This is a genomic window from Streptococcus pseudopneumoniae IS7493, from assembly GCF_000221985.1.
Taxonomy (GTDB): Bacteria; Bacillota; Bacilli; order Lactobacillales; family Streptococcaceae; genus Streptococcus; species Streptococcus pseudopneumoniae.
This window is the reverse complement of the sequence record NC_015875.1, coordinates 130,909-151,787: the sequence shown is the minus strand read 5'-3', so window position 1 is coordinate 151,787 and position 20,879 is coordinate 130,909. Positions and strand designations below refer to the sequence as shown.

The following is a 20,879-nucleotide window of genomic DNA, read 5'->3' as shown; positions in this document are numbered from 1 at the left end:
TTAGAACAAAGCTGAGTTTGGATCAACTCGTCTTGCAAGTAAGTTTGATAGAACCACCAGAATCAAGCCGACTACTGATTGGTAGAGACCTGCTGCTGAAGCCATCCCAATATCCGCTGTCTGGGTCAAACCATTATAAACATATACGTCCAAGACGTTGGTTACGTTATAAAGCTGACCAGCATTGTGAGGGATTTGGTAGAAGAGACCGAAGTCTGCACGGAAGATATTTCCGACTGCAAGGATGGTCAATACAGTTACCAGCGGTGTCAACTGCGGAATGGTGACATTGCGAATGCGCTGCCATTTGCTGGCTCCGTCTACTGTCGCTGCTTCATAGTAGGTTGGATCAATTCCCATGATTGTCGCATAGTACATGACACTGCTATATCCAAAACCTTTCCAAATACCTAGGAAAAGTAGGAGATAAGGCCAAATTCCCAAATCAGCGTAGAAGTTGACTTCTTTTAGACCAAGACTTTCCAATAAATGATTGAACACCCCTTTATCAATATTTAGGAAGGCATCTGTAAAGAAACTGATGATAACCCAAGACAAGAAGTAAGGGAACAACATAGAAGTTTGGAAAATCTTCACCATTCTCTTGGAACGGAGTTCACTGAGGATAATGGCAATCCCTACAGATACAACCAAACCTAGAAAGATAAAGCCAAGATTGTAGAGGACCGTATTTCGTGTGATAATAAAGGCGTCTCTTGAACTAAATAAGAATCTGAAATTATCGAGTCCGACCCATTTACTATTTATGATACTATCTATGAAACCATTACTGGTCATGTGGTAGTCTTTGAAGGCAACCACGTTCCCAAATACTGGAATGTAGAAGAATAGAATCAACCAGAGTGCCCCTGGCAAAACCATCAAGAGAAAGATCCAGTTGTCTCTCAAGGTTTTTGAAAACTTATTCATAATTTCCTCCCTTTTTATTTTGATATCCATCTAAAAATTCCTTTTTAGACTTTTGATAACGATTACATTATTAGTATACTCCAATTTGCAGATTAGGTTAAACTCCTAATTATAGAAAAAACTCCACAAATTATGTAGCAGATTTAAAACTTTATCACCACTATCAAACAAATGTTCTAAATCAATTGTTTATTTTATCTCTATTAGCCTAATGATAGATACCTTGTTATGACGCACTGACACTAAATTTTAGGACAACTGATGCTAGCTAGTATTTTCAGAAGAAAAGTAACCGTCTTTTTTCCCAGATTTTTGTTTACTACTAAAGTTCACAATGGGTCTAATTTTTAAAATACTCTTGTTTAATTTTTGTAAGCAGATTGTTAGTAAAAGAGAATAACCCTGCTAAATTTCTGATCTACTTTATTCTATAGTAAAATGAAATAAAAATAGGACAAATCAATCAGGACAATCAAATCAATTTCTAGTAATGTTTTAGAAGTCCAGATGTACTATTCTAGTTTCAATCTACTATATATTATTCACTGACTAAAAAAGAAAACCTACCTTCTCAGTAGATTTTCTCTGTTTAAAATTTATTTCCAAGCGCCACTGGCATCTACATAGTAACCATCAGGTGTATAGGTGTTGTGAAGCATCTTACCAGTTGAAGCAAGGTAGTACCAAGATCCACTATCTTTTACCCATCCTGTTACCATAGAACCTGAGTTGTTTAGATAATACCAAGATCCACTATCTTTGATCCAACCTGTCGCCATAGAACCTGAGTCCTTTAGGTAATACCAAGAGTTATTATCATATAGCCAATTGCTAGCAATCATAGCTCCTGATGATTTAAAGGCATACCAGTTGCCACCCTGATAGAGCCAAGTTTGATTGAACATGACTCCTTTATCATTCATAAAGTACCAAGTTCCCTTGTCCTTAACCCAAGCATTTTTAACTAATTGACCTTGTTTTTGATAGTACCACTTTTCACTGTAATTCTTTTTTAGCCAGCTTTCTGCTTTTAGAATCGGATAAAGTATTTTGAAGGCTCCTCCCCCTCTGTAGGAATGACTGATAACTCCTGGTTTTTGAAGTTTCAATTCTACATAGTCGTCTTCCCAAGCAAACACTTTTTGACCATTGAGAGTCTCTGGTAAGGTAGCAGTGTAGGTCTTAGTTTGATAGTCCCATTTTGCATCAAGGTAGGTGTGTTGATCATTTGATTCGTCAATACGGAAGTAACCACTCTTTCCGCCATCATTATATACATCATCTACTACTTTAGTGGACCAGGTCTTTACTTCATTTCCGCTCTTGGCTTCTACCTTGATATCTCCTCTATAGCCATAAGGTACATAGAAATTCAGGTAACGCCCCTCTGTACCGACCATAGATTTGTCCTTTTCTTGACCTAGGAAATTGATAGTCTGATCTTGACCATTGAGACTAACCGTCCACTCGATTTTCTCAGTTTTTGGCAAATCCAAGACTTTGATATCCACTTCATGGCCATTGTTAAATCGAAGAATTTTGCCATCTTGATACTTAACCCCACCCTTAATAACCCATTCTTCTTCCAACTCAAAGGCTTGACCTGAATGAGGGAAAGCTAATAAAGCTAGACCTGCTAGAGATAAACCAAATAGTGTGATTTTTTTTGATACTTTCATTTTCTTAACTCCTTATTTTTGGAATAAAACAAATTGACTGTTTTTAGGATAAACTGATACATGTTGCTCTTCGTGAATTTGTGATGCAGCTTCAAGGACTAGAGGATAAGAGTATTGATACAGTTCCTCTAAAGTAATTTTTCCGTTAGTATTGGTGTCTGCCATAGGCGAAATCATTCTATTTTGAAGTGAATCCCAACCTGTACCCATTGCCCAGTATCTGGTGGCAAGACTACCTACTCCGACTACACTATACGATTCTTCGCCTTTCCAAGAGGCACATAGTACGAGGAATTTAGAATCAAGCATTTCACCATTCTTGCTTGCTACATCTCCTGTTGAAAATCCTGCCAAAAATGCTTGTTCATCAAATTTTTCTTCAGACTTGGAGGCAACCTTTTTGTCTGACTTACCTACATCTATAATTGTTCCTGAATAGCAACAATCCAGCATAACCACAAACTTACCTTTATATTGTTTCAGTATAGATGCCAATTCCCAGCCTGAAAATGTCTGACCATCGCTACCAAGATAGATTCTTCCGTCTCTTCCTCCATGACAAGTAAGGTAAAGATAGTTCACATCGCTTTCGATAGAAGATTTGAAAAGCTCTTGCGTTTTTGCAATAATCTCGGACTTAGTTTTATCTGGGAAACGAACAACTTTACTAAAGTTTTGGTTACCAAAAACCTTTTCCATAGCATTAACGTCTTCGATAGGTACTGCTCTCGTTGATGTTTCACCAAGAACTAAAGCACGGCGATTAATCGTTTGTCTTGCTCCACTACTAGCAAAGAAATAAGTATCATCTCCAATATTGTGCCAACCTGTCTGCATAGCACCGCTGGCAGCCAAATAATATTGTTTTCCTTCGATAGTCTGTAGGCCAGTTTGCATGACACCGCTAGTATTTAAATAGTACCAACTACCAGAAATCAAACACCATCCTGTTTTCATAGCACCACTAGTATCTAGATAATACCAATTTCCATATTCATTAAACCAACCTGTTTTCATCCAACCTTCACTATCAAAATAGTACCAGATTTCATTGATCTTTTCCCACCCGTTTTTAGTGTAAGAACCGTCAGAGTGTTTATACCACCAACGGCTATTCGATTGAATCCAACTGCCATTAGAGTGACTATAAGACTTGGGAGAGATAGATTCTTGAGCAGAAACTGGACTATTTACTGGTAGTGTTGCCACTAGGCTCAGTAAAGCAACTGATGACAATAAAATTTTTTTCATAATCATATTGTCCTTTCTGTTTTATTTTTGTATAATCATATCACAAATAAAAAAACAGGTTTTATTTTTTGCAGAAATGGAAGAGGAATACTATGGAAAATTTTGGAGCAGTTTTAAAGGATATCCGTATTTCAAAAAATTTTCGTCTTAAAGATTTGGCTTGTGATAAGATTAGTGAGTCAACTATTTCTCGTTTCGAAAATGGGATTACAAAATTATCTATTGATCATTTTTACATATTGTTAAATCGCCTGGGGATATCATTTTCGGAATTTGAAGAATTAGTTCATTGCTATTATTCCAAAAAAGAATGCTTTTTTGAAGAATTAGAACATGCTGTAAACTCTTCAGATATCATTTTGTTACAAGAACTAATAAAGAAAATAGAGCTAAAACAAAAGCAGGAAAGAAGTTTATGCAATTTTCACATAAAATTGATTGCTGAACAACAGATTAATCGCCTTGTAAATCTTCCTTATAATACATCTAAATGCAATGAGATAATAAAGTATTTGCTTTCGGTAGATACTTGGATGGAGTATGAACTGAAAATTTTTTATAATTCGGTGTTTTTTATGAACACTAAAACCATAAGCTTATTATATAGAGCGGTAATCAAGAAAACACGACATTTTTTAAAAACAAATATGGGAACACATAGAGTAATTCCTTTATATTTATTTAATTTAGAATTATTATTAAAAAATAATTTGTTAAATAACGCTCAATTTTTTATAGATGATTTAGAAAATTTACTGACCAGACAAGGATATTATTTTGAAAAGAATTATTTACTCTTCCTAAAAGGTATTTATCTTATAAAAACTAATCAAATAGAGTTAGGTAAAAAAGAATGTTCTAAAGCTATGAGAATATTTAAGGAATATAATGATAGTGATACAATAAATGAATTAAACCAGAAATTTAAGCTAGATCTAACAATTTAATTGTTAAATGATATTGTTTAGAGATATAATTCCTAAAAAATTAGACAAATAATTTATCTATAAGATTTGGTTCTGTATTACACTGAGCTAAGTCTTTCTTAGTTTTAATACATTTGTTATTATATAGGCTTTTATTGATTATTTCTTGTTTTAATTCAGGGGAATAGTAACGATTCTTCCCATTTTTAACACTCTCTATTCCATAACGATCAATTCATCTTGTCACATACCTTAGCCCGAAACATCTACACAAAATCTTTTTGAAAGCTGATTAAAGATTTGTACTTGCTTTCTAAGTTCATAGATCTGAACCTTAACCTCATTTGTCAATCCCATAATAAAAATAAGGACATTCCAATTGAACTGCACCCCAAAAGTTAGACAGAAAAAATCTAACTTTTGGGGTGCAGTTCATATATAGGCGCTATTTTTTCTTGAACAAGCGGATGTAGTCCTGTTTGCTATGAATAATATCTGATACAAAGACAGCTTTTCTGTCCTCTAAAATATGATAGAATGCTAGGTAATCTCCTAAAATGATGCATCGAGTTTTGTGGGGTGGGTATATAATCCCTCCTACTCTTTCGTCAGCATCAAATCCTGCTTCTGGGAAGACTTCAAGACGCTCCAATCCATAAAGAACATTCTTAACTGTGTTTGCTCCTGCCTGTTCTGAAAAGTAGTTAGCTGAGATATAATCTTTAATACCTCTTAGCTGTTCTTGTACCGTTTCGGAGATAATGATGCTATATGCCTTCTCGTTAAATTTCAAGGTTAGCCCTCACTTCATCAAGACTGTAAGTTCTTCCATGTTCTAAATCCTCAAAGCTACGAACAATTTCAGCACGCAACCCTGATAGAAGTTCTTCTCTTTCTTTATCTACTTGAGTTTCAAATGGCAAGGCTTTATTTTCTACAATATGTTCTAAAAACAAGTTAAAACTGGCTGTCATATCAAGATTTTGCGCTGTGATAATAGCTTTAGCTTTCTCTAACAAGTCTCTGTTAGTCTTAAAATTTACCTGTGTGTTTTTTTCTAAAACATTCATGGTAGCACCTCCTTTAGACTATTATATCACTTTGAACTATACAGGTCTAGTTACGTATAGACGATTATAGCTGGATACTAAGAGAAATCAAAAAGCACTAGGGGAAAACGCCCCAAAGTGCTTAATTTCAAGGCTTTACAGCCTATCTTATTTAATAAAATATTACAACATTTTGTTGTAGAATTCAACGACAAGTGCTTCGTTGATTTCTGGGTTGATTTCGTCACGTTCTGGCAAGCGAGTCAATGAACCTTCCAATTTTTCAGCGTCGAATGATACGAATGCTGGACGTCCAAGAGTAGCTTCTACTGCTTCAAGGATTGCCGGAACTTTCAATGATTTTTCACGAACTGAGATCACTTGACCTGGAGTTACGCGGTATGATGGGATATCAACGCGTTTTCCGTCAACAAGGATGTGACCGTGGTTTACGAACTGACGAGCTTGACGACGAGTAGTCGCAAGACCAAGACGGTAAACAACGTTATCCAAACGACGTTCCAAAAGAAGCATAAAGTTGAAACCTAGGATCCCGCCTTTGATTTTTGTAGCTTGTACGAACAAGTTACGGAATTGTTTTTCACCTACACCGTAAGTGAAACGAAGTTTTTGTTTTTCAGCCAATTGCAAACCGTATTCTGACAATTTAGAACGGTTGTTTGGTCCGTGTTGTCCTGGTACGTAGTTACGACGTGCCAATTCTTTACCTGTACCTGTAAGTGAAAGGCCAAGGCGACGAGATTGTTTCCAAGATGGTCCTGTATAACGTGACATGTGAATGTCCTCCTGATATAAATAATATTTCGGTGGAAATAGTCACTTAGAAAGCCCTGATTCGTGCAGATGCCCTTCGCCTAAACAGCCAAGGTTACTTATCATAAGACACCTGTTGACGAGCTTCATGCTTTCCTGCTGATATTTCACACAAAATCTATTTTACCATGAATAGCTGGATTTGTAAAGGGGTTTTAGGCTTTATTTTCACTACCAGAGAGATTGAGAAGGAGGGTAAAGGTACTTCCTAGACCGTACTGGCTGCTGACTGTGATTTCCCCACCCAATTGATGAGCCAATTCACGCGCAATCGCAAGACCAAGACCATGCCCACCTGTTTTCATGTTACGCGAAGTTTCGACACGATAAAGGCGTTTGAAAATATTCTCCAAATCCTCTGGGGCAATGCCCTGCCCCTCATCGGTCACACTGATTGAAAGCTGGTTCTTCTCCAGCTTAGCCACCACTTCCAGCTTGGTTCCTGGAGCAGAGTATTTAAAAGCGTTATTGAGCAGATTCACCAAGATACGAGAAAGCTTAGCATAATCTCCTTCAGTCCGGGCAGACTCTGGGATTACCTGCAAGTGGACATCTCTTCTCTCCTGCTCAATCAAAAACTGAAATTCACTCATGCACTCAATCAAGAGCTGATCCAGAAAAATGCTGTCTTTGCTGGTCGTTTCCACCTGATTTCTAGCTGTGTTTAGGGTCAAAAAATTCAACTCCTCAACCAGTTTATTGAGTCTTTCCGTCTGGCGTCCAATGGTTGCTAGATAATGGTCCTGTTCTCCTTCCTTGATAACCCCATCCAAAATCCCTTCTACCGTCGCTTGGATTGAAGTGATAGGAGTCTTGATATCATGCGACAACTGGGCAATCATCAAGCCCTTTTCTCGTTCGCTTTCTTCCAAGGAATCAAAGCTTGCCTGCAAATCATGGGACATTTCATTAAAAGCTTGGCCTAATTGTTGAAATTCTAAAGGGCCTTGAACCTCCAAATTTGAAGGAAAATCCTTGTCCGCTACCCGCCTGGCATGCTCCTTGAGTTTGCCCAACGACGTAAAGACCGGCGATAGGAGAAAGAGACTAATCCCAGCACCGACAAGGCTGGCAACGATGGTCATCCCAAGCAAAAAGTAAATCTCGCCTTTCGCAATCAGCATTTTTTGAACAGCCCAAAAAACAACCAAAATGGTTAAGAGGGTTGAAATAATATATCCAACCAAAATATAACTTTTTAGTTTCATGTTTGTCCTCTCGGTTTCTCTATCTTATATCCCAACCCCCAAACTGTCTTAATAGTGGGCGTTTGGTCACTACTATATTTTGCCAACTCCTGTCGAAGAGCATGGATATGCACATTCAAGGTATTGGTGTCATCCACATAGTCTTCTTGCCAGACTTTTTCATAGAGGTCTGTCTTGGAGAAAACTCTCTCTGGATTGCTAGCTAAAATCCACAGCAATTCAAATGATTTAACAGTTAAATCCAGCATTTCTTCTCCTATTTGAACTTCATGACTACTATGATTCATTTTTAGATTGCCAAGGGAAATCAGCTCTGTTTCGCCCCCACGATGAAGGCGGCGCAAAATATTATGGACACGCAAAACCAGCTCACGTGGGCTAAAAGGCTTAGCAATAAAATCATCTGCTCCCAAGCTCAGGCCGTAAATCTTGTCCTGTTCACTGGTCTTAGCAGTAATAAATAGGAAAGGTTGCTCTGGTGATAAGTATTGAACCTCACTGATTAAATCATAACCATCCATCCGAGGCATCATGACATCTGTGATAATCAAATCAATCGGTTTTTTCTTGAACAGCTCTAGCGCTTCCAGTCCATCATGGGCTACCAAGACCTGATAACCTGCCTGAATTAAGTATCTCTGATGAATATCGGTGATTTCTACCTCGTCGTCAACGAGTAAAATTGTCTTTCCCATCTGTCTCTCCTTTGATAAAAACAGTGCTATACTGCTTTAAGTATAACACTATTTTTATTGTTTTACGATGATTTTAATCTGCTATTGAAAGAAAGTCCTGATTGCTGATTGAGTTGGTAAACTAGCCTTAGTCAGCCCACTATCCATCATTTATTTCCTTAGCTGATTAGTTTTCTTCTTTTTTGTTTTTCAAACCTAGACCACCGAGTAAACCTACAAGCGCAAGCCCAAGGAAACCAATACTTGCCATTGATGTTTGAGCTTCACCAGTATTTGGTAGCATAGCTTTATCATCTGACATCATCTTGTCTGACATCATCGTATCAGACATCTTGTTAGCAGAAGCAGCCATATTTTCACCTGCCATCGTATTGGTAGAGCTTGTCATGGTGTCAGCAGGCATGCTATCTGTAGTACTTGGAGCTGGAGTCTCAGTCTTCATACCTGATTTTTCCATTTGGTCATTTGCTGGCATTGCTTTATCAGTCTCTTTGGCTGGTGCCATCATGTCCTTATGGTCAGCAGCTGTTTGATGAGTCGCACCTGTAGCAGGATTGTGATTCATCGGAGTCACGCCAGAACCAGAGTTAGAAGATGAGAATGAAGCATTTGCTGTGTCTGATGTTTCTTTAACATTTATCTTAATAGTAACTTTTTTAGCTGCTACGACATTTGTCAAATCTACTTTACCATCTTTGTTGCCATAGACATTGACTGTAGCGCTGTAGGTTTTAGTGCCGTTTGCTCGAAACTGGTCAATGAGTTCTTGTTTTTCTTTGCCAGCCACGTTTCCGTCCAAGGCTACTTGATAGAAGTATTGCCCGAGTTCGTATGGAATCACATGGTTAACACCAGCTGTGAATGGACCGTCACCCTTGGCTTTTTCTAGGTAGGCTGCTGGAACATCGATACTGTCTTTGATGTTGTTTTTAACTGCAGATTTGACATCGCTTCTTGTTACAAGACCGTTCAAGGTAATATTGACTTTACGTTCCTTGACAACCTTATTCAAATTTGGTTTATCACCGGCTGCTTCATAGACAGTCAGGGTAGCTTCATAGGTATTTGTACCATTAGTACGAAGTGTATCTAATAAATCCTGATCTTGCTTACCTGTAGTGTTACCATTCAAAGATACTTGATAGTAATACTTGCCATCAGGTAAATTTTTCACTGGTGGAATTTTTTCATTTTTATCCTTACCATTATCTGACCATGGAGCCTTGTCAGATGCTTTGAGCAAGAGACGAGTCAACATACCATCGCCTGCGAAAAGTTCATATTTAAGCGGTTTGTTTACACCAGCCAAGAAAGGACCGGAAGCTTTGGCTTGTTCTAGATAGCCCGCTGGGACATCGATACTGTCTTTAACATCCTCATCGACAGCTTTTTTAATATCTTCTGGACTTGCTTGTTTCCCATCCACATCAGCTGTATCTACAGCTTCTTTTAAGACATCTGCTAGCTCTGAATTTTCTTGAGCTTCTTCACCTTTTTCAAAAAGTGTATCCAGACGAGAAGGGCTTGTCTCCTCGCTCACTTCAGTTACTTCTGTAGGTGTAGAAAGTGAGTTCGTATTTCCAGCAACGACCTCAGGTTTCGCTTGAGCAAGAACAGTATCTCCCTGAGTTTCTGCTAAGTCACCCTCTTTCGTTCCCGATGTCTCTTCAGGTACAACTTGAGCAGGGGTCGGATTGACCCCATCGGCACGTACAGAACTTGGCTGACCAACTAGGACAAAGAAGCCACTAGCCACAACAACTGAGGCAACACCGACACTGAGACGGCGAATAGACCAACGAGTATATCTTTGATTTGGATTGAATTTCATAGGGTTCTCCTTAGAGTTTTTCTTTATTTGATGACTCTAGTATAATATCCTAAAATTAAAAAGGACTAAGAAAAAGTTAAAATTTTTCTTAAATCCCTCTTATAAAATACTTATATCAATTAAATCCATAAACAGATTTGGTGATTTGATAGACGACATTGGACAGTTTGCGAGCTGGCAAGACTGAATGTTTGGTCAAACGGCTAAGCATGGTCTTACGGATAGCCTGAAAAACCTCTGGATTTTCCTGCTGAATATAGGTCCACAGCTCCCGTTTTTTTGCCAAATGCTCTGCTGTACCTGCTCGATTGAGCAGGGCACTGGAAATCACCGTCGTAATCTCGATATGATTCAGCAGATATTCTCGCATTTTGGGGTGGCTCACTTGGGATAAATCAAGCTGGTCTACCAAGAGTCGATTGACTTTAAGTTGCTGGTCAATGCGCTTAATCATCACTTGCTCATTGACAGACTGGTCCTCACGCCCAATCAAATAACGATAGAAATCGACAGGCAGATAGTACATGGTCTTGACCTGCTGAAGAGGGGTAAAGACAAAGAGATTATCGACATAAAAAGTATGCTCAGGCAGTTGGAACTGGCTAGCACGCAACAAATCTGTCCGATAAATCAGCGAGTGCATCATGATATACTGGCCTTTGGAGAAATTTCCGACCTGGTCCCAGCCAAAAATCTGCCGAACAGGCAAGACTGACTCGTAGCTCATACTCTTCTTACGAGACTGACCTTCCTTTTCGTAAACAAAATTAGTCACAAAGGCGTCAACCTCTTGACCCTTACTCTCAAGTTCCTGCAAGGTTTCAAGAGTTTTCAAGTAGGCACGAGGATCCACCCAGTCATCACTGTCAACTACTTTAAAATAGCGCCCAGAAGCCTCTACCAAGCCACGATTGACCGCACCGCCATGGCCCTTATTTTCCTGATAAATGGCTCTAACGATGTTAGGATACTTGTCGGCTAAACGCTCAGCGATTTCCTGAGTCTGGTCCTGAGACCCATCATTGATAATCAAAATCTCAACTTGCTCACCACCAATCACTAGCGACTCCACACAGTAATGAAGATAGGCTGCAGCATTATAGCTAGGAATGGCGATAGACAATAACTTCATAATCTACTCCTTTAGGGGACTGATTTTTCTTACTCAATGAAAATCAAAGAGCAAACTAGGAAACTAGCCGCAGGTTGCTCAAAACACTGTTTTGAGGTTGCAGATAAGACTGACGAAGTCAGCTCAAAACACTGTTTTGAGGTTGTAGATAAGACTGACGAAGTCAGTTACCTATACCTACGGCAAGGTGACGTTGACGTGGTTTAAATTTGACTTTCGAAGAGTATTACTCTCTCTTGTCACTGCTTTCTATTCTACCATAAAGTCCAGCCTTTGAAGAACTTTTACTAGAATACAAGGCTTCTGTCTCTATTTACCATCTTAAGCATCAAAAAAGAGGGAAGCTCCCTCTTTTACAAATTCAATGCTGCTAGGGTATCCAAATACTGGTTGTTGATGACCGCCAAAATATAGGTATCTGCCTTCAAGAGGTCATCTGGTCCAAATTCAACATCCAATGGGGAATTTTCCTGCTCTCGGAAGCCCAAAATATTCAGATTATATTTGTCACGGAGGTCTAATTTACTCAGACTTTGACCTGCCCAAGACTGAGGAATTTTCATCTCCACAATAGAGACATTTTTATCCAACTGAAAGACACCAACACTATTATGGAAAAGAATGGTATGTGCTAGAGACTGCCCCATTTCATACTCTGGCGAGACAACCGAGTCAGCTCCAATCTTTTCTAGCACTTTCTTAGCAGTCTGACTTTTGACCTTAGCAATAACAGTCGGTACCCCCAAACTCTTACAGTGCATAACCGCAAGCACACTCGACTCCAGATTTCCACCTGTCGCGACGACAACGGTATCGCAGGTATCAATCCCTGCTGATCTCAATAATTCTTCATCTGTGATGTCACCAATCACTCCACGCGCCAAAACTGGCTCAAACTGATTGATGCGCTCTGCGTGGTCATCAATAGCGATAATATTCATATCCTGCTTGGCTAGGGCAGCTAGGACACTGCTCCCAAAAATTCCCAATCCTAAAATTCCAATCGTACGATCTGACATTCTCTTTCCTTTCTTAACCAATACTAATATCTGCTTTCATATAGTGAATCATATCTTTCTTTTCTGGATGGTAATCTGCCAAGCTAACAAACAAGGTCAAGGGACCAATTCGTCCCATAAACATAAGTGGCATGATAACACTGAGAGCCAATTTCCCAAGATCAGAAGTCAAATTTGCCGTTACACCAACTGTACTAAGAGCTGAAATGGTTTCAAATATGAGGTGGATAAAGGGAGGATTGCCTTTGGCTGTCATCCCTAGCAGAATCAATCCTACCAAGAAGCTCATCAAAAAGATAATAAAGACACTAAAGGATTTTTGAACCGTTCGCGGCGCAATCGTTCGTCTCGCAACATTGGCATGAGGCAAGCCCAAAAGCTCACTTCGCGCAAAGACCAAGAGGACAAAAAATGTCGTAATCTTGAGCCCCCCAGCCGTTCCCCCAGGTGCCCCACCTAGAAACATCTGTAAGATATAAATCAAAAGAGTCACAGGATGAGCCTGAGTATAATCTATCGTAGAAAAGCCTGCTGTTCGCATCGTCACTGTTTGAAAAAAGCTAACTAAAACCTTATCGGCAACAGGGAGATTGCCAATCGTTCCAGCATTGTTCCACTCAAGAAAGAGAGTAGTTGCCGTTCCAAATAACAACAAACCTAGAGTCAATAATAGTACAAGCTTCGTATGAAAGTGCAGGCGCCCTTTTTTCTTTCTTCCTACATGACCAGCCAAATCAAACCAGACCATAAAGCCAAAACCACCTGTAATAATTAAGCCTGCAATCACCAGATTGACCAGTAAATCGGTCTGAAAAGCAAATAAACTGGTGCTCCCCAAATTATCAAAACCTGCATTACAGAAGGCGGATATAGCTAGAAAAATGGAACTAAAAAGACCGCGCCCCCAGCCAAGTTGTGGAACAAAACGAAAACTGAGGAATAGAGCTCCCAAACCCTCAACTAGAAAAGTTGTGAGAAAAATAGAATGGACAAACTTTCTCAAAGATCGAGTTTCTCCATAACTAAAACTATCCTGAATAGTTGCACGGCTACGAAGACTAAGCTTTTGCTTGCTCTGGATATAGAAAACTCCAATAAAGGTCATGAGTCCTAGACCACCGATCTGAATCAAGAGCAAACAGATTATTTGACCCCAGATATTATATGTGTGAGCTACTGGAAGGGTTGAAAGACCTGTCACACAGACTGCAGAGACAGCAGTGAAAAGATGATCAAAATAAGTCGCTCGTGAGCTTTCAACTTGGACAAAGGGCAAGCTCAAAAGAAGAGAGCCTAGTAAAATGACCAAGGCAAAACTCAAAAAAATACGACGGGCTGGCGATAAACGAGATAAGCCTAGCTCTATTTTTTCCTTAGATAATTTGAATAACATGTTTCCATTGTACCATAAAACAAAAGAAATATCTCAAATAGGAATGGACAAAACATCGCGTACGCTTATCCTAAAAAAGAGGTTATCCAAACTCGTCCATTTCTAGAAACGTCTAAAAACTACCGACTTCCTATTTTATTCGGCAAAAAATAATCATCAATCAAGCTTTTAAAGTTCTCCTTCACTAAGATAAGAAACTGCCGAGAAAAGCGACTAAAGTTGCACAACACTTGCTAAACTCAGTTCTAACGCCTTCTCAAACGCTTCCGATCCCCAGTCACGACTATCGTACTGGTCCAAGTCTGCTAAGGAATCAGCTGTGAACAACAATTCTCCCCAGAGAACCCCTCGCAGTTGGGCTACTGCCACAAGCGCAGAACACTCCATCTCCACAACAGCACAGCCCTCTTCCTTACGATAAGCCACCTTTTCAGCCGTTTCTCGGTAAAAACCGTCTGTCGTCCAGGTCAGGACTTCTTCATAGGGAATCCCTCTGACTTCCAAAACTTGCTCAATGGCAGCAATAGCCTCTGGCTGCATTTCCATATAACGAGAAGGTGCCACATAGTGGTAACTGGCTCCTTCATCTCGCAGAGCGCGAACAGGGACTAGAAAGGCATTTTCCTCTATATCGGCTAGCACACCACAGGTACCTGTGGAAATAATCTGCTCCACACCATAGCCAATCAACCAATCCATAAACTGGGCTGCTGGAGCTGAACCAACAGGAGCCTGAGCCAGACAAATCTCCTCGCCTTTGTAGTTCACGACATAGACTGGATAGGTCTTGGTGGCTGAAACGAATTCGCCGACACAGTCCGCCCCTACTTCCCTCGCATAGCGGTCAATCTCTTCACCTAAAAATGCATAGACACATTTCTTGGGCAAGTGCAAGTCCAGCCCCTCGTGATTGGGCATGATAACCGCCTGAGGATTATCATCAAACTCTAAAATGGGAATCGCATGTTTCTGAATCATAACCCACCTCCTCTAATTTTGTACTATTGTATCAAAAACTGACAAAGTGTCAAGGAGGAAGCTGATGAACTGAGGAAAAGCTAATACTAGAATAAAAACCACTTTCTACAATTGATGCTCTGATTTTCATCACATCCTGTCTATCGAGCTAAGCAAATACGAGTCACAATTCCATCTGAGTCTGTGATTTCCAATTGGCTCGATGTCATCCATTTGATTGGTGCGTCAACTTCTTGTGCTCGTTGGGCAATCGTTAACAGTTCTTCTTTATGTGCGACTTCGATGACATAGTAGGCTAAACCTGGTAAGCCTTGCTTACGCGAATCCAGACCTTTTCCTCCCCATTCGTTAACTGCTAAATGATGATGGTAATCTCCAGCCGCAATCCAACTAGCGCTAGGCACACTGAATTTATCCTCTAGCCCTAACACCTTTTGATAAAACTGGCTGGACTTTCGACTATCCTTGACGGAAAGATGAATATGCCCCATTCTCGTACCTTCTGTCAAGATAAAGGGCTCTACTCTTTCCCCCAACTCATAAATGTCCTGCGCCGCAAGAGCCTCCGTCACTCCGATAATGCGTCCATCTTCTCGAATATCCCATGTGGAAACCGGCTTATCTCGATAGAGTTCAATGCCATTTCCCTCCAAATCTTCCAAGTAAATAGCTTCACTGTAACCATGGTCTGCACCGCCGACAAGAGGAATCTGTAAATCTGTCAGGTGTTTCAAGACATCAGCCAAAGCCTTGCGTGTGGGCAAGAGAATGGCCAAATGGTAAAGACCACAATGTTCCCTCACTTCTCCGCTCTCTTGTGCTTGAATCAGCTGTACCAAGACTTTTCCACCAAGGCCTAGAATGGACTCTGTCTCAGTTTGAGATAAGATTTCTAAACCAATAACTTGCTGATAAAAGGCTGTTTGACTGGCCAAATCCTTTACATTTAAAACTGTCTCTGCCAAATAAATGTGACTCTTGTATTCATAGGTCATAAATGGTCCTCTTTTCTCGTTGTAATTATTACAACTATTGTATAATTTCCATCAAGAAAGTCAAGCCAGATAACTCAAAAATAACACCATTTCAGGATAATATAAAGTAAATCATTTCATAATAAAACGCATATTATCAAACTTTTCATCACCTGACAATATGCGTTATTTTAATTTTAAAGACTTTTTGACCAGCTTTTTTATTTCACAACAAGCTCATAGCGTGTCTTGCTTGTAAAGGTTTGACCTGCTTTGAGAATGACTTGGTCTTTGAGGTCACTGTGGATGGCATCTGGTAAGGCCTGCGCTTCAAGGGCAATCCCATTGTGCTGAATCATTGGTTTGCCAGCCACAAGTACACTCTCATCCACAAAGTTTGCTGTGTAGATCACAAAACATGGAGCCTCTGTCTTGAAAAGCAAGAAGCGACCTGAATTTTGGTCATAAAGGAAACCAACATTATCATGGCCTGTAGGAAAGGCAAATGGATGATCCAAGCCAGATACCAGCTGGATTTGCTCATCTTCCTCTGCAAAGATGTCTTTCAACAAGGCACCATTGTAGATGTGTTTAACCACATCACGAGTAGCATCTAGAGTTTTGGCAGGAACACCATCGGGAGCGATTGGGTAAATACCCTCTGTATTTAGTTGGAAGACATGACGGTCAATTGTCTGCGTGAAATCACCAGACAAGTTGAAATAGCTGTGGTTGGTTGGATTGACCAAGGTATCTTGATCAGTTGTTACCTTGTAGCTGATTTCGTAAGCACCAGTTTCTTCCAAGTTGTAGCTAATCCAAATCTTGAGATTACCAGGAAATCCTCCTGTCCCATCTGTACGCTCTGTATAGAGGGTCAAGCCATGATCGCTCACTTCAGCTAGTTCAAACAAGCTTGAATCCCAACCAGTTGAACCACTGTGATTACAGTTGCTAGCATTATTAACCTCAAGGTCATAGGTCTTACCATTGAGCTCAAAGGTCGCACCTGCAATACGACCCGCTACAGGACCTACACTTGCTCCATGCTTGGGACTATTGCCTACATAACTATCAAAGTCATCAAATCCCAAGATAACATTGGCAAAATTTCCAGCCTTGTCAGGTGCGACATAGCGCAAGATGGTCGCACCATAAGTCATAACCTCAAGTTGGTAGCCACCGTCTGTCTCAAATCGATAGGCCAAGACATCCTCGCCCTCAACATTTCCAAATACACGCTCTGTGTATGCTTTCATTCTGTTCTCCTTTTACTATTTCTCTCAAGCAAACAAACCATAGAAAGCGTACTGACAATCTATGGTTTATCTGATAATTTACAAATCCTCTTGTCAAGAATTCATAAACACTGTCTTACTTTTAATATTCGTGAATTATGACACCTTGTACTACACGGTTTACTGTACCTGTAGGAGACGGTGTATCTGGTTTATTTTCTACCTTGAGTGAAGTCAATAGAGCAAAGAGTTGAGCATATACGATGTATGGGAAGACACGGTAAATATCATTCAAGACACCGCCACAACCAAGGGCCACTTCTTTGACATTTTCAAGACCAAAGGCTTGATCACTCAAAAGCACAACACGACGAGCAATCTGGTCACCAGCAACTTCACGAACCAAGTCCAAGTCGTACTTACGAGTGTAGTCTGTCGTTGTACCAAAGACCAAAACAACTGTATTGTCGTTGATAAGAGATTTTGGACCGTGACGGAAGCCAACTGGGCTTTCATACATGGTCGCAACTTGACCAGCAGTTAATTCCAAAATCTTGAGCTGAGCTTCATGAGCAAGTCCAAAGAAAGGACCAGCGCCTAGATAGATGACACGGTTAAAGTCTAAATCAACGAGCTCTTTGACATCTTCTGCCTTGTCTAAAACTTTACGGGCAAGACTAGATACAACTTCAAAACGTTCAGACTTAACAGCAAATTCTGTAGGATCAAAGACCAAGAGAGCTGTCAACATCATAGACGTAAAGCTAGAAGTCATGGCAAATCCAGCATCATTAGAGACAGCTGGTTGCAAGAGCAAGAGATTACGGTCATCACCGTGAGCTTGAAGAGCCAATTTACCATCTGCTGCACAAGTAATCGTCACTTGATAAAGCTCATCCACCAAGGATTTGGCCAAATCAACAGTCGCCACACTTTCAGGCGAGTTCCCACTACGAGCAAAAGACACAAGGACAGTTGCCACATCTTTTTTCAAATAGGTTACTGGATTGGCAACGATATCTGTTGTCGCAATAGCATTGAAATTCCATTTGCGTTCGTCATAGACTTCCTTAAAGTAAGGTAGCAAGGTGTCTCCCACATAAGCAGAAGTCCCAGCACCTGTCAAGATAACCTTAATATAGTCATGTTTATCAGCGATTTCTTGTAGGAAGGCTGCAATTTCTTCACGTTTTGCTTGATAAAATTCAAAAGCTTCTCTCCATACATCAGGCTGTTGGTAGATTTCACGCGTAGTGATTTCTGCACCCAATTCGAGCAAGTCTTCTTTTGTATAATGTAGCATTGAGTTCCTCTTTTTCTATTAAATATAGGAATGGGAGTAAGCTCCATTCCCATGTATATTCTATATAAAATGCTCTAACGATTTTCACGTTGTCACATGAATTGAATCGAGTTCCAACTAAAATCTGTAGGAAACTAGCCGCAGGCTGCTCAAAGCACTGCTTTGAGGTTGCCGGATAAGACTGACGAAGTCAGCTCAAAACACCGTTTTGAGGTTGCCGGATAAGACTGACGAAGTCAGTAACATATACCTACGGTAAGGCGACGTTGACGTAGTTTGAAGAGATTTTCGAAGAGTATTATTCATCTTCGTCATCATCGAAGCCCGCTAACAGGTCATTAACTTTCACAATGCTTTCTGCAGCACGGCTCTTGTAGTCCGCATCTGCGCCTGTAAGGCTCGCATTGATAAATTCAATCACCATTGGAAGATTCATCCCTGCGTAAAGGTCAATATCACGACCTTCCATGATCAAGCGACTCACCACATTACAAGGTGTCCCACCGAGAAGATCCGCAAAAACTAGGAAATCATCCAATCCTTCAATAACAGCTTCAAATTTAGCAGTAAATTCTTCTGGGCCATCTTCTGGAAGAAGAGCTACTGTGTAAATGTTGTCTTGTGGGCCCATAATCATTTCTGTGCTACCTCTAAGCTCCTCACAGAAGCGACCATGGCTCACCAAAATTAATGATTTAGTCATAAGGAATTACATTCCAAGTGCAAAGTGACCAAGGGCAGAAAGAGCCAAAGCAAGTACGATAATAATACCGATAGCTTTAGTAGAGTTCATACCTTTCTTACCAAGCAACCAGAAGATAAAGGCAGTAAAGATTGCTGGAAGCAAACGTGGGAAGATTTGGTTCAAGATGTCTTGGAAATCAATCATCTTTTCACCGATTGGCAACTTGTAAGAAATTTCAAAGTTAATCACTGTTGCTACAAGAGCACCCATCATGAAGACACCAAGTACAGATGCAGCGTCAATCAAAGCTGTCAAGGTACTTTGCATGTTGTTGATAAGGTTAACCCCTTCTTTGTAAGCAAATTCCAACTGTTTCCAACGGAAGATGTCATACGCTACTGCAACTGCAATCCAAAGGAAGATCCCCCAAGGTTGGCCAGCGATAGCCATAGTTGCTGCGACTGACCCCATGATAGCAGGTACAAGTGAACCAAAGATTGTATCCCCAAGAGGAGCGAATGGTCCCATCAAACCTGTCTTGATACCGTTAACAGCGTCTTTTGAACCTACACCATCTTTTTCTTCCATGGCAAGGTCAAAACCAGCGATAATGGTATGGAAGAATGGTGAAGTATTGAAGAATTGAGTATGAACTTTCATCATTTCTTTCAATTCAGGAGTTCCATCACCATACATTTTACGCAACTGAGGCAAGATCATGTAAAGGTAACCAGAAGCTTGCATACGTTCGTAGTTCCAACCTAATTGGAAAGTAAACAAGCTACGTTTGTTGATTTGATTAAAATCTTCTTTTGTTAGTTTGTAATTAGAATTCGTCATCTTCGATTTCCCCACTTTCTGATGGTGTAGAAGGTGCTGCTACAGCTACTTTTTGGCTATTTTTGAAGTGAAGCACTGCAAGGAAAATACCTACGATAGAGATACCAATCATAGACAATCCTTTGAAGTTGTTCACGAAACCAATTTTTTCAGCAACTTCAGCAGGAAGAGTACCTACGATACCAGCAACAGCGCCACCAAGACCTGTTACATATGAGTAAAGAACAGTCAACATAGCTGTCAAACCAAATCCCATAGCAAGGTAATGAAGGTTACGTTTAACTGGAAGGTAACGAAGCAAGATTGCAAATCCAAGACCTGGAAGCATACGTCCTGCGAGTGTCAAACCATCTGCAACCCATTGGTATTTTGTAACGAAGTCTACTACGCCTTGTACAAATTCACCACCAAAAGCAAGGGCAAAGAAGACTGGAAGGGCACGAGATAAAGCCCAAGGAATCGCACCAAGCAAGTAGTTGCGTTCAATACCTTTATAGTCAAAGCGTTCGATGGCAGCATCCACACGGTGAGCGAAGAAGGTAGTAGTCATACGACCAAGAACGTCGAAGTAAGTCAAGAGAGTTGCTACTGGTACAGCGATTGTAGTAATGGCAAGCGGTGCATCAATTCCTTGTGAAACAGAGAAGGCTGTCGCAAGAACCGCACCAGAAGTTGCGTCAATACGAGAAGCACCACCGAAGGTACCAACCCCAAGAACGAACAGTTGCAAGTTACCACCGATAAGCAAACCAGTAGTCACATCTCCCATGATTAAACCAGTAATGAAACCAGCAAATACAGGGGAACCTGCAGATGAAACGATCGTCAACTCATCACAGATTTGATAAGCTGAGTACAAAGTGAGAAGTAAAATTTGCCACCATTGTATCATAACAATGACCTCCTAAAAATTT

21 protein-coding genes and 1 pseudogene are annotated in these 20,879 nt (G+C 40.3%); 2 read left to right on the top strand and 20 right to left on the bottom strand.

Going from position 1 to position 20,879, the window contains the following annotated elements:
- The 3 genes from SPPN_RS00900 to SPPN_RS00890 form a co-directional block, all read right to left on the bottom strand.
- Entirely contained in the window at positions 1-930 is a 930-nt protein-coding gene (locus SPPN_RS00900; protein WP_007284784.1) for an ABC transporter permease, read from the bottom strand.
- Between the two features lie 596 nt (positions 931-1,526).
- Positions 1,527-2,609 carry an N-acetylmuramoyl-L-alanine amidase family protein gene (locus tag SPPN_RS00895; RefSeq protein ID WP_000868697.1) on the bottom strand — a complete coding sequence of 361 codons (1,083 nt, stop codon included), beginning with the start codon at positions 2,607-2,609 and terminating at the stop codon, positions 1,527-1,529.
- A gap of 12 nt (positions 2,610-2,621) precedes the next feature.
- Positions 2,622-3,860 (bottom strand): caspase family protein, encoded by a 1,239-nt coding sequence (locus tag SPPN_RS00890; protein WP_000722388.1) that lies wholly within the window; start codon positions 3,858-3,860, stop codon positions 2,622-2,624.
- 92 nt (positions 3,861-3,952) lie between these two features.
- Between SPPN_RS00890 and SPPN_RS00885 the strand changes: the two genes are divergently transcribed.
- Positions 3,953-4,807 (top strand): helix-turn-helix domain-containing protein, encoded by an 855-nt coding sequence (locus SPPN_RS00885; protein WP_000427006.1) that lies wholly within the window; start codon positions 3,953-3,955, stop codon positions 4,805-4,807.
- A 121-nt stretch (positions 4,808-4,928) separates the two neighbouring features.
- Here SPPN_RS00885 and SPPN_RS13685 read toward each other — a convergent pair.
- The 8 genes and pseudogenes from SPPN_RS13685 to SPPN_RS00850 all read right to left on the bottom strand — a co-directional run.
- Positions 4,929-5,143 (bottom strand): annotated as a pseudogene (locus tag SPPN_RS13685) (IS3 family transposase); the annotation flags it as partial.
- 88 nt (positions 5,144-5,231) lie between these two features.
- The gene (locus SPPN_RS00880; RefSeq protein ID WP_000671103.1) at positions 5,232-5,579 is read right to left on the bottom strand and encodes a type II toxin-antitoxin system RelE/ParE family toxin; all 348 of its coding nucleotides are present in this window, start codon (positions 5,577-5,579) and stop codon (positions 5,232-5,234) included.
- The gene (relB, locus tag SPPN_RS00875) at positions 5,569-5,856 is read right to left on the bottom strand and encodes a type II toxin-antitoxin system RelB/ParD family antitoxin (protein WP_001101479.1); all 288 of its coding nucleotides are present in this window, start codon (positions 5,854-5,856) and stop codon (positions 5,569-5,571) included. The genes SPPN_RS00880 and relB overlap by 11 nt, the downstream gene beginning before the upstream one ends.
- Before the next feature lie 162 nt (positions 5,857-6,018).
- Positions 6,019-6,630: a 30S ribosomal protein S4 gene (gene rpsD, locus SPPN_RS00870; RefSeq protein ID WP_000092760.1), complete on the bottom strand. Its 612-nt coding sequence runs from the start codon at positions 6,628-6,630 to the stop codon at positions 6,019-6,021.
- 194 nt (positions 6,631-6,824) lie between these two features.
- Complete coding sequence (locus SPPN_RS00865) at positions 6,825-7,877, bottom strand: HAMP domain-containing sensor histidine kinase (RefSeq protein WP_000769775.1); 1,053 nt, start codon at positions 7,875-7,877, stop codon at positions 6,825-6,827.
- Complete coding sequence (locus tag SPPN_RS00860) at positions 7,874-8,572, bottom strand: response regulator transcription factor (protein ID WP_000520643.1); 699 nt, start codon at positions 8,570-8,572, stop codon at positions 7,874-7,876. The genes SPPN_RS00865 and SPPN_RS00860 overlap by 4 nt, the downstream gene beginning before the upstream one ends.
- A gap of 166 nt (positions 8,573-8,738) precedes the next feature.
- The gene (locus SPPN_RS00855; RefSeq protein WP_000671393.1) at positions 8,739-10,403 is read right to left on the bottom strand and encodes a PavB family fibronectin-binding SSURE repeat adhesin; all 1,665 of its coding nucleotides are present in this window, start codon (positions 10,401-10,403) and stop codon (positions 8,739-8,741) included.
- A gap of 115 nt (positions 10,404-10,518) precedes the next feature.
- Positions 10,519-11,535 (bottom strand): glycosyltransferase family 2 protein, encoded by a 1,017-nt coding sequence (locus SPPN_RS00850; RefSeq protein WP_000771879.1) that lies wholly within the window; start codon positions 11,533-11,535, stop codon positions 10,519-10,521.
- A 36-nt stretch (positions 11,536-11,571) separates the two neighbouring features.
- On the opposite strand from SPPN_RS00850, the gene SPPN_RS13680 reads away from it, so the two are divergent.
- Complete coding sequence (locus tag SPPN_RS13680) at positions 11,572-11,742, top strand: hypothetical protein (protein ID WP_000692926.1); 171 nt, start codon at positions 11,572-11,574, stop codon at positions 11,740-11,742.
- Between the two features lie 146 nt (positions 11,743-11,888).
- Here SPPN_RS13680 and SPPN_RS00840 read toward each other — a convergent pair whose 3' ends face one another.
- From SPPN_RS00840 to SPPN_RS00800, 9 genes are all read right to left on the bottom strand, one after another.
- Entirely contained in the window at positions 11,889-12,554 is a 666-nt protein-coding gene (locus SPPN_RS00840) for a potassium channel family protein (RefSeq protein WP_001283900.1), read from the bottom strand.
- Between the two features lie 13 nt (positions 12,555-12,567).
- Complete coding sequence (locus SPPN_RS00835; RefSeq protein WP_000897723.1) at positions 12,568-13,947, bottom strand: TrkH family potassium uptake protein; 1,380 nt, start codon at positions 13,945-13,947, stop codon at positions 12,568-12,570.
- A 213-nt stretch (positions 13,948-14,160) separates the two neighbouring features.
- Positions 14,161-14,925, bottom strand: a complete 765-nt coding sequence (locus tag SPPN_RS00830; protein WP_000614982.1) for a nucleoside phosphorylase — start codon at positions 14,923-14,925, stop codon at positions 14,161-14,163.
- Positions 14,926-15,065: 140 nt separating this feature from the next.
- On the bottom strand, positions 15,066-15,920 hold the full coding sequence (locus SPPN_RS00825) for a VOC family protein (RefSeq protein ID WP_000220708.1): 855 nt from the start codon (positions 15,918-15,920) through the stop codon (positions 15,066-15,068).
- A gap of 200 nt (positions 15,921-16,120) precedes the next feature.
- Positions 16,121-17,158 carry an aldose epimerase family protein gene (locus SPPN_RS00820; protein WP_000649420.1) on the bottom strand — a complete coding sequence of 346 codons (1,038 nt, stop codon included), beginning with the start codon at positions 17,156-17,158 and terminating at the stop codon, positions 16,121-16,123.
- Positions 17,159-17,279: 121 nt separating this feature from the next.
- Positions 17,280-18,440, bottom strand: a complete 1,161-nt coding sequence (locus tag SPPN_RS00815; RefSeq protein WP_000903564.1) for an SIS domain-containing protein — start codon at positions 18,438-18,440, stop codon at positions 17,280-17,282.
- Positions 18,441-18,738: 298 nt separating this feature from the next.
- Positions 18,739-19,143, bottom strand: a complete 405-nt coding sequence (locus SPPN_RS00810) for a PTS sugar transporter subunit IIA (protein ID WP_000167454.1) — start codon at positions 19,141-19,143, stop codon at positions 18,739-18,741.
- A 6-nt stretch (positions 19,144-19,149) separates the two neighbouring features.
- Complete coding sequence (locus tag SPPN_RS00805) at positions 19,150-19,965, bottom strand: PTS system mannose/fructose/sorbose family transporter subunit IID (RefSeq protein WP_000185298.1); 816 nt, start codon at positions 19,963-19,965, stop codon at positions 19,150-19,152.
- A complete protein-coding gene (locus SPPN_RS00800) occupies positions 19,952-20,857 on the bottom strand; it encodes a PTS mannose/fructose/sorbose/N-acetylgalactosamine transporter subunit IIC (RefSeq protein WP_000617008.1) in 906 nt (301 codons plus the stop codon). Before SPPN_RS00800 ends, SPPN_RS00805 begins: the two co-directional genes overlap by 14 nt.
- Positions 20,858-20,879 lie beyond the last annotated feature (22 nt).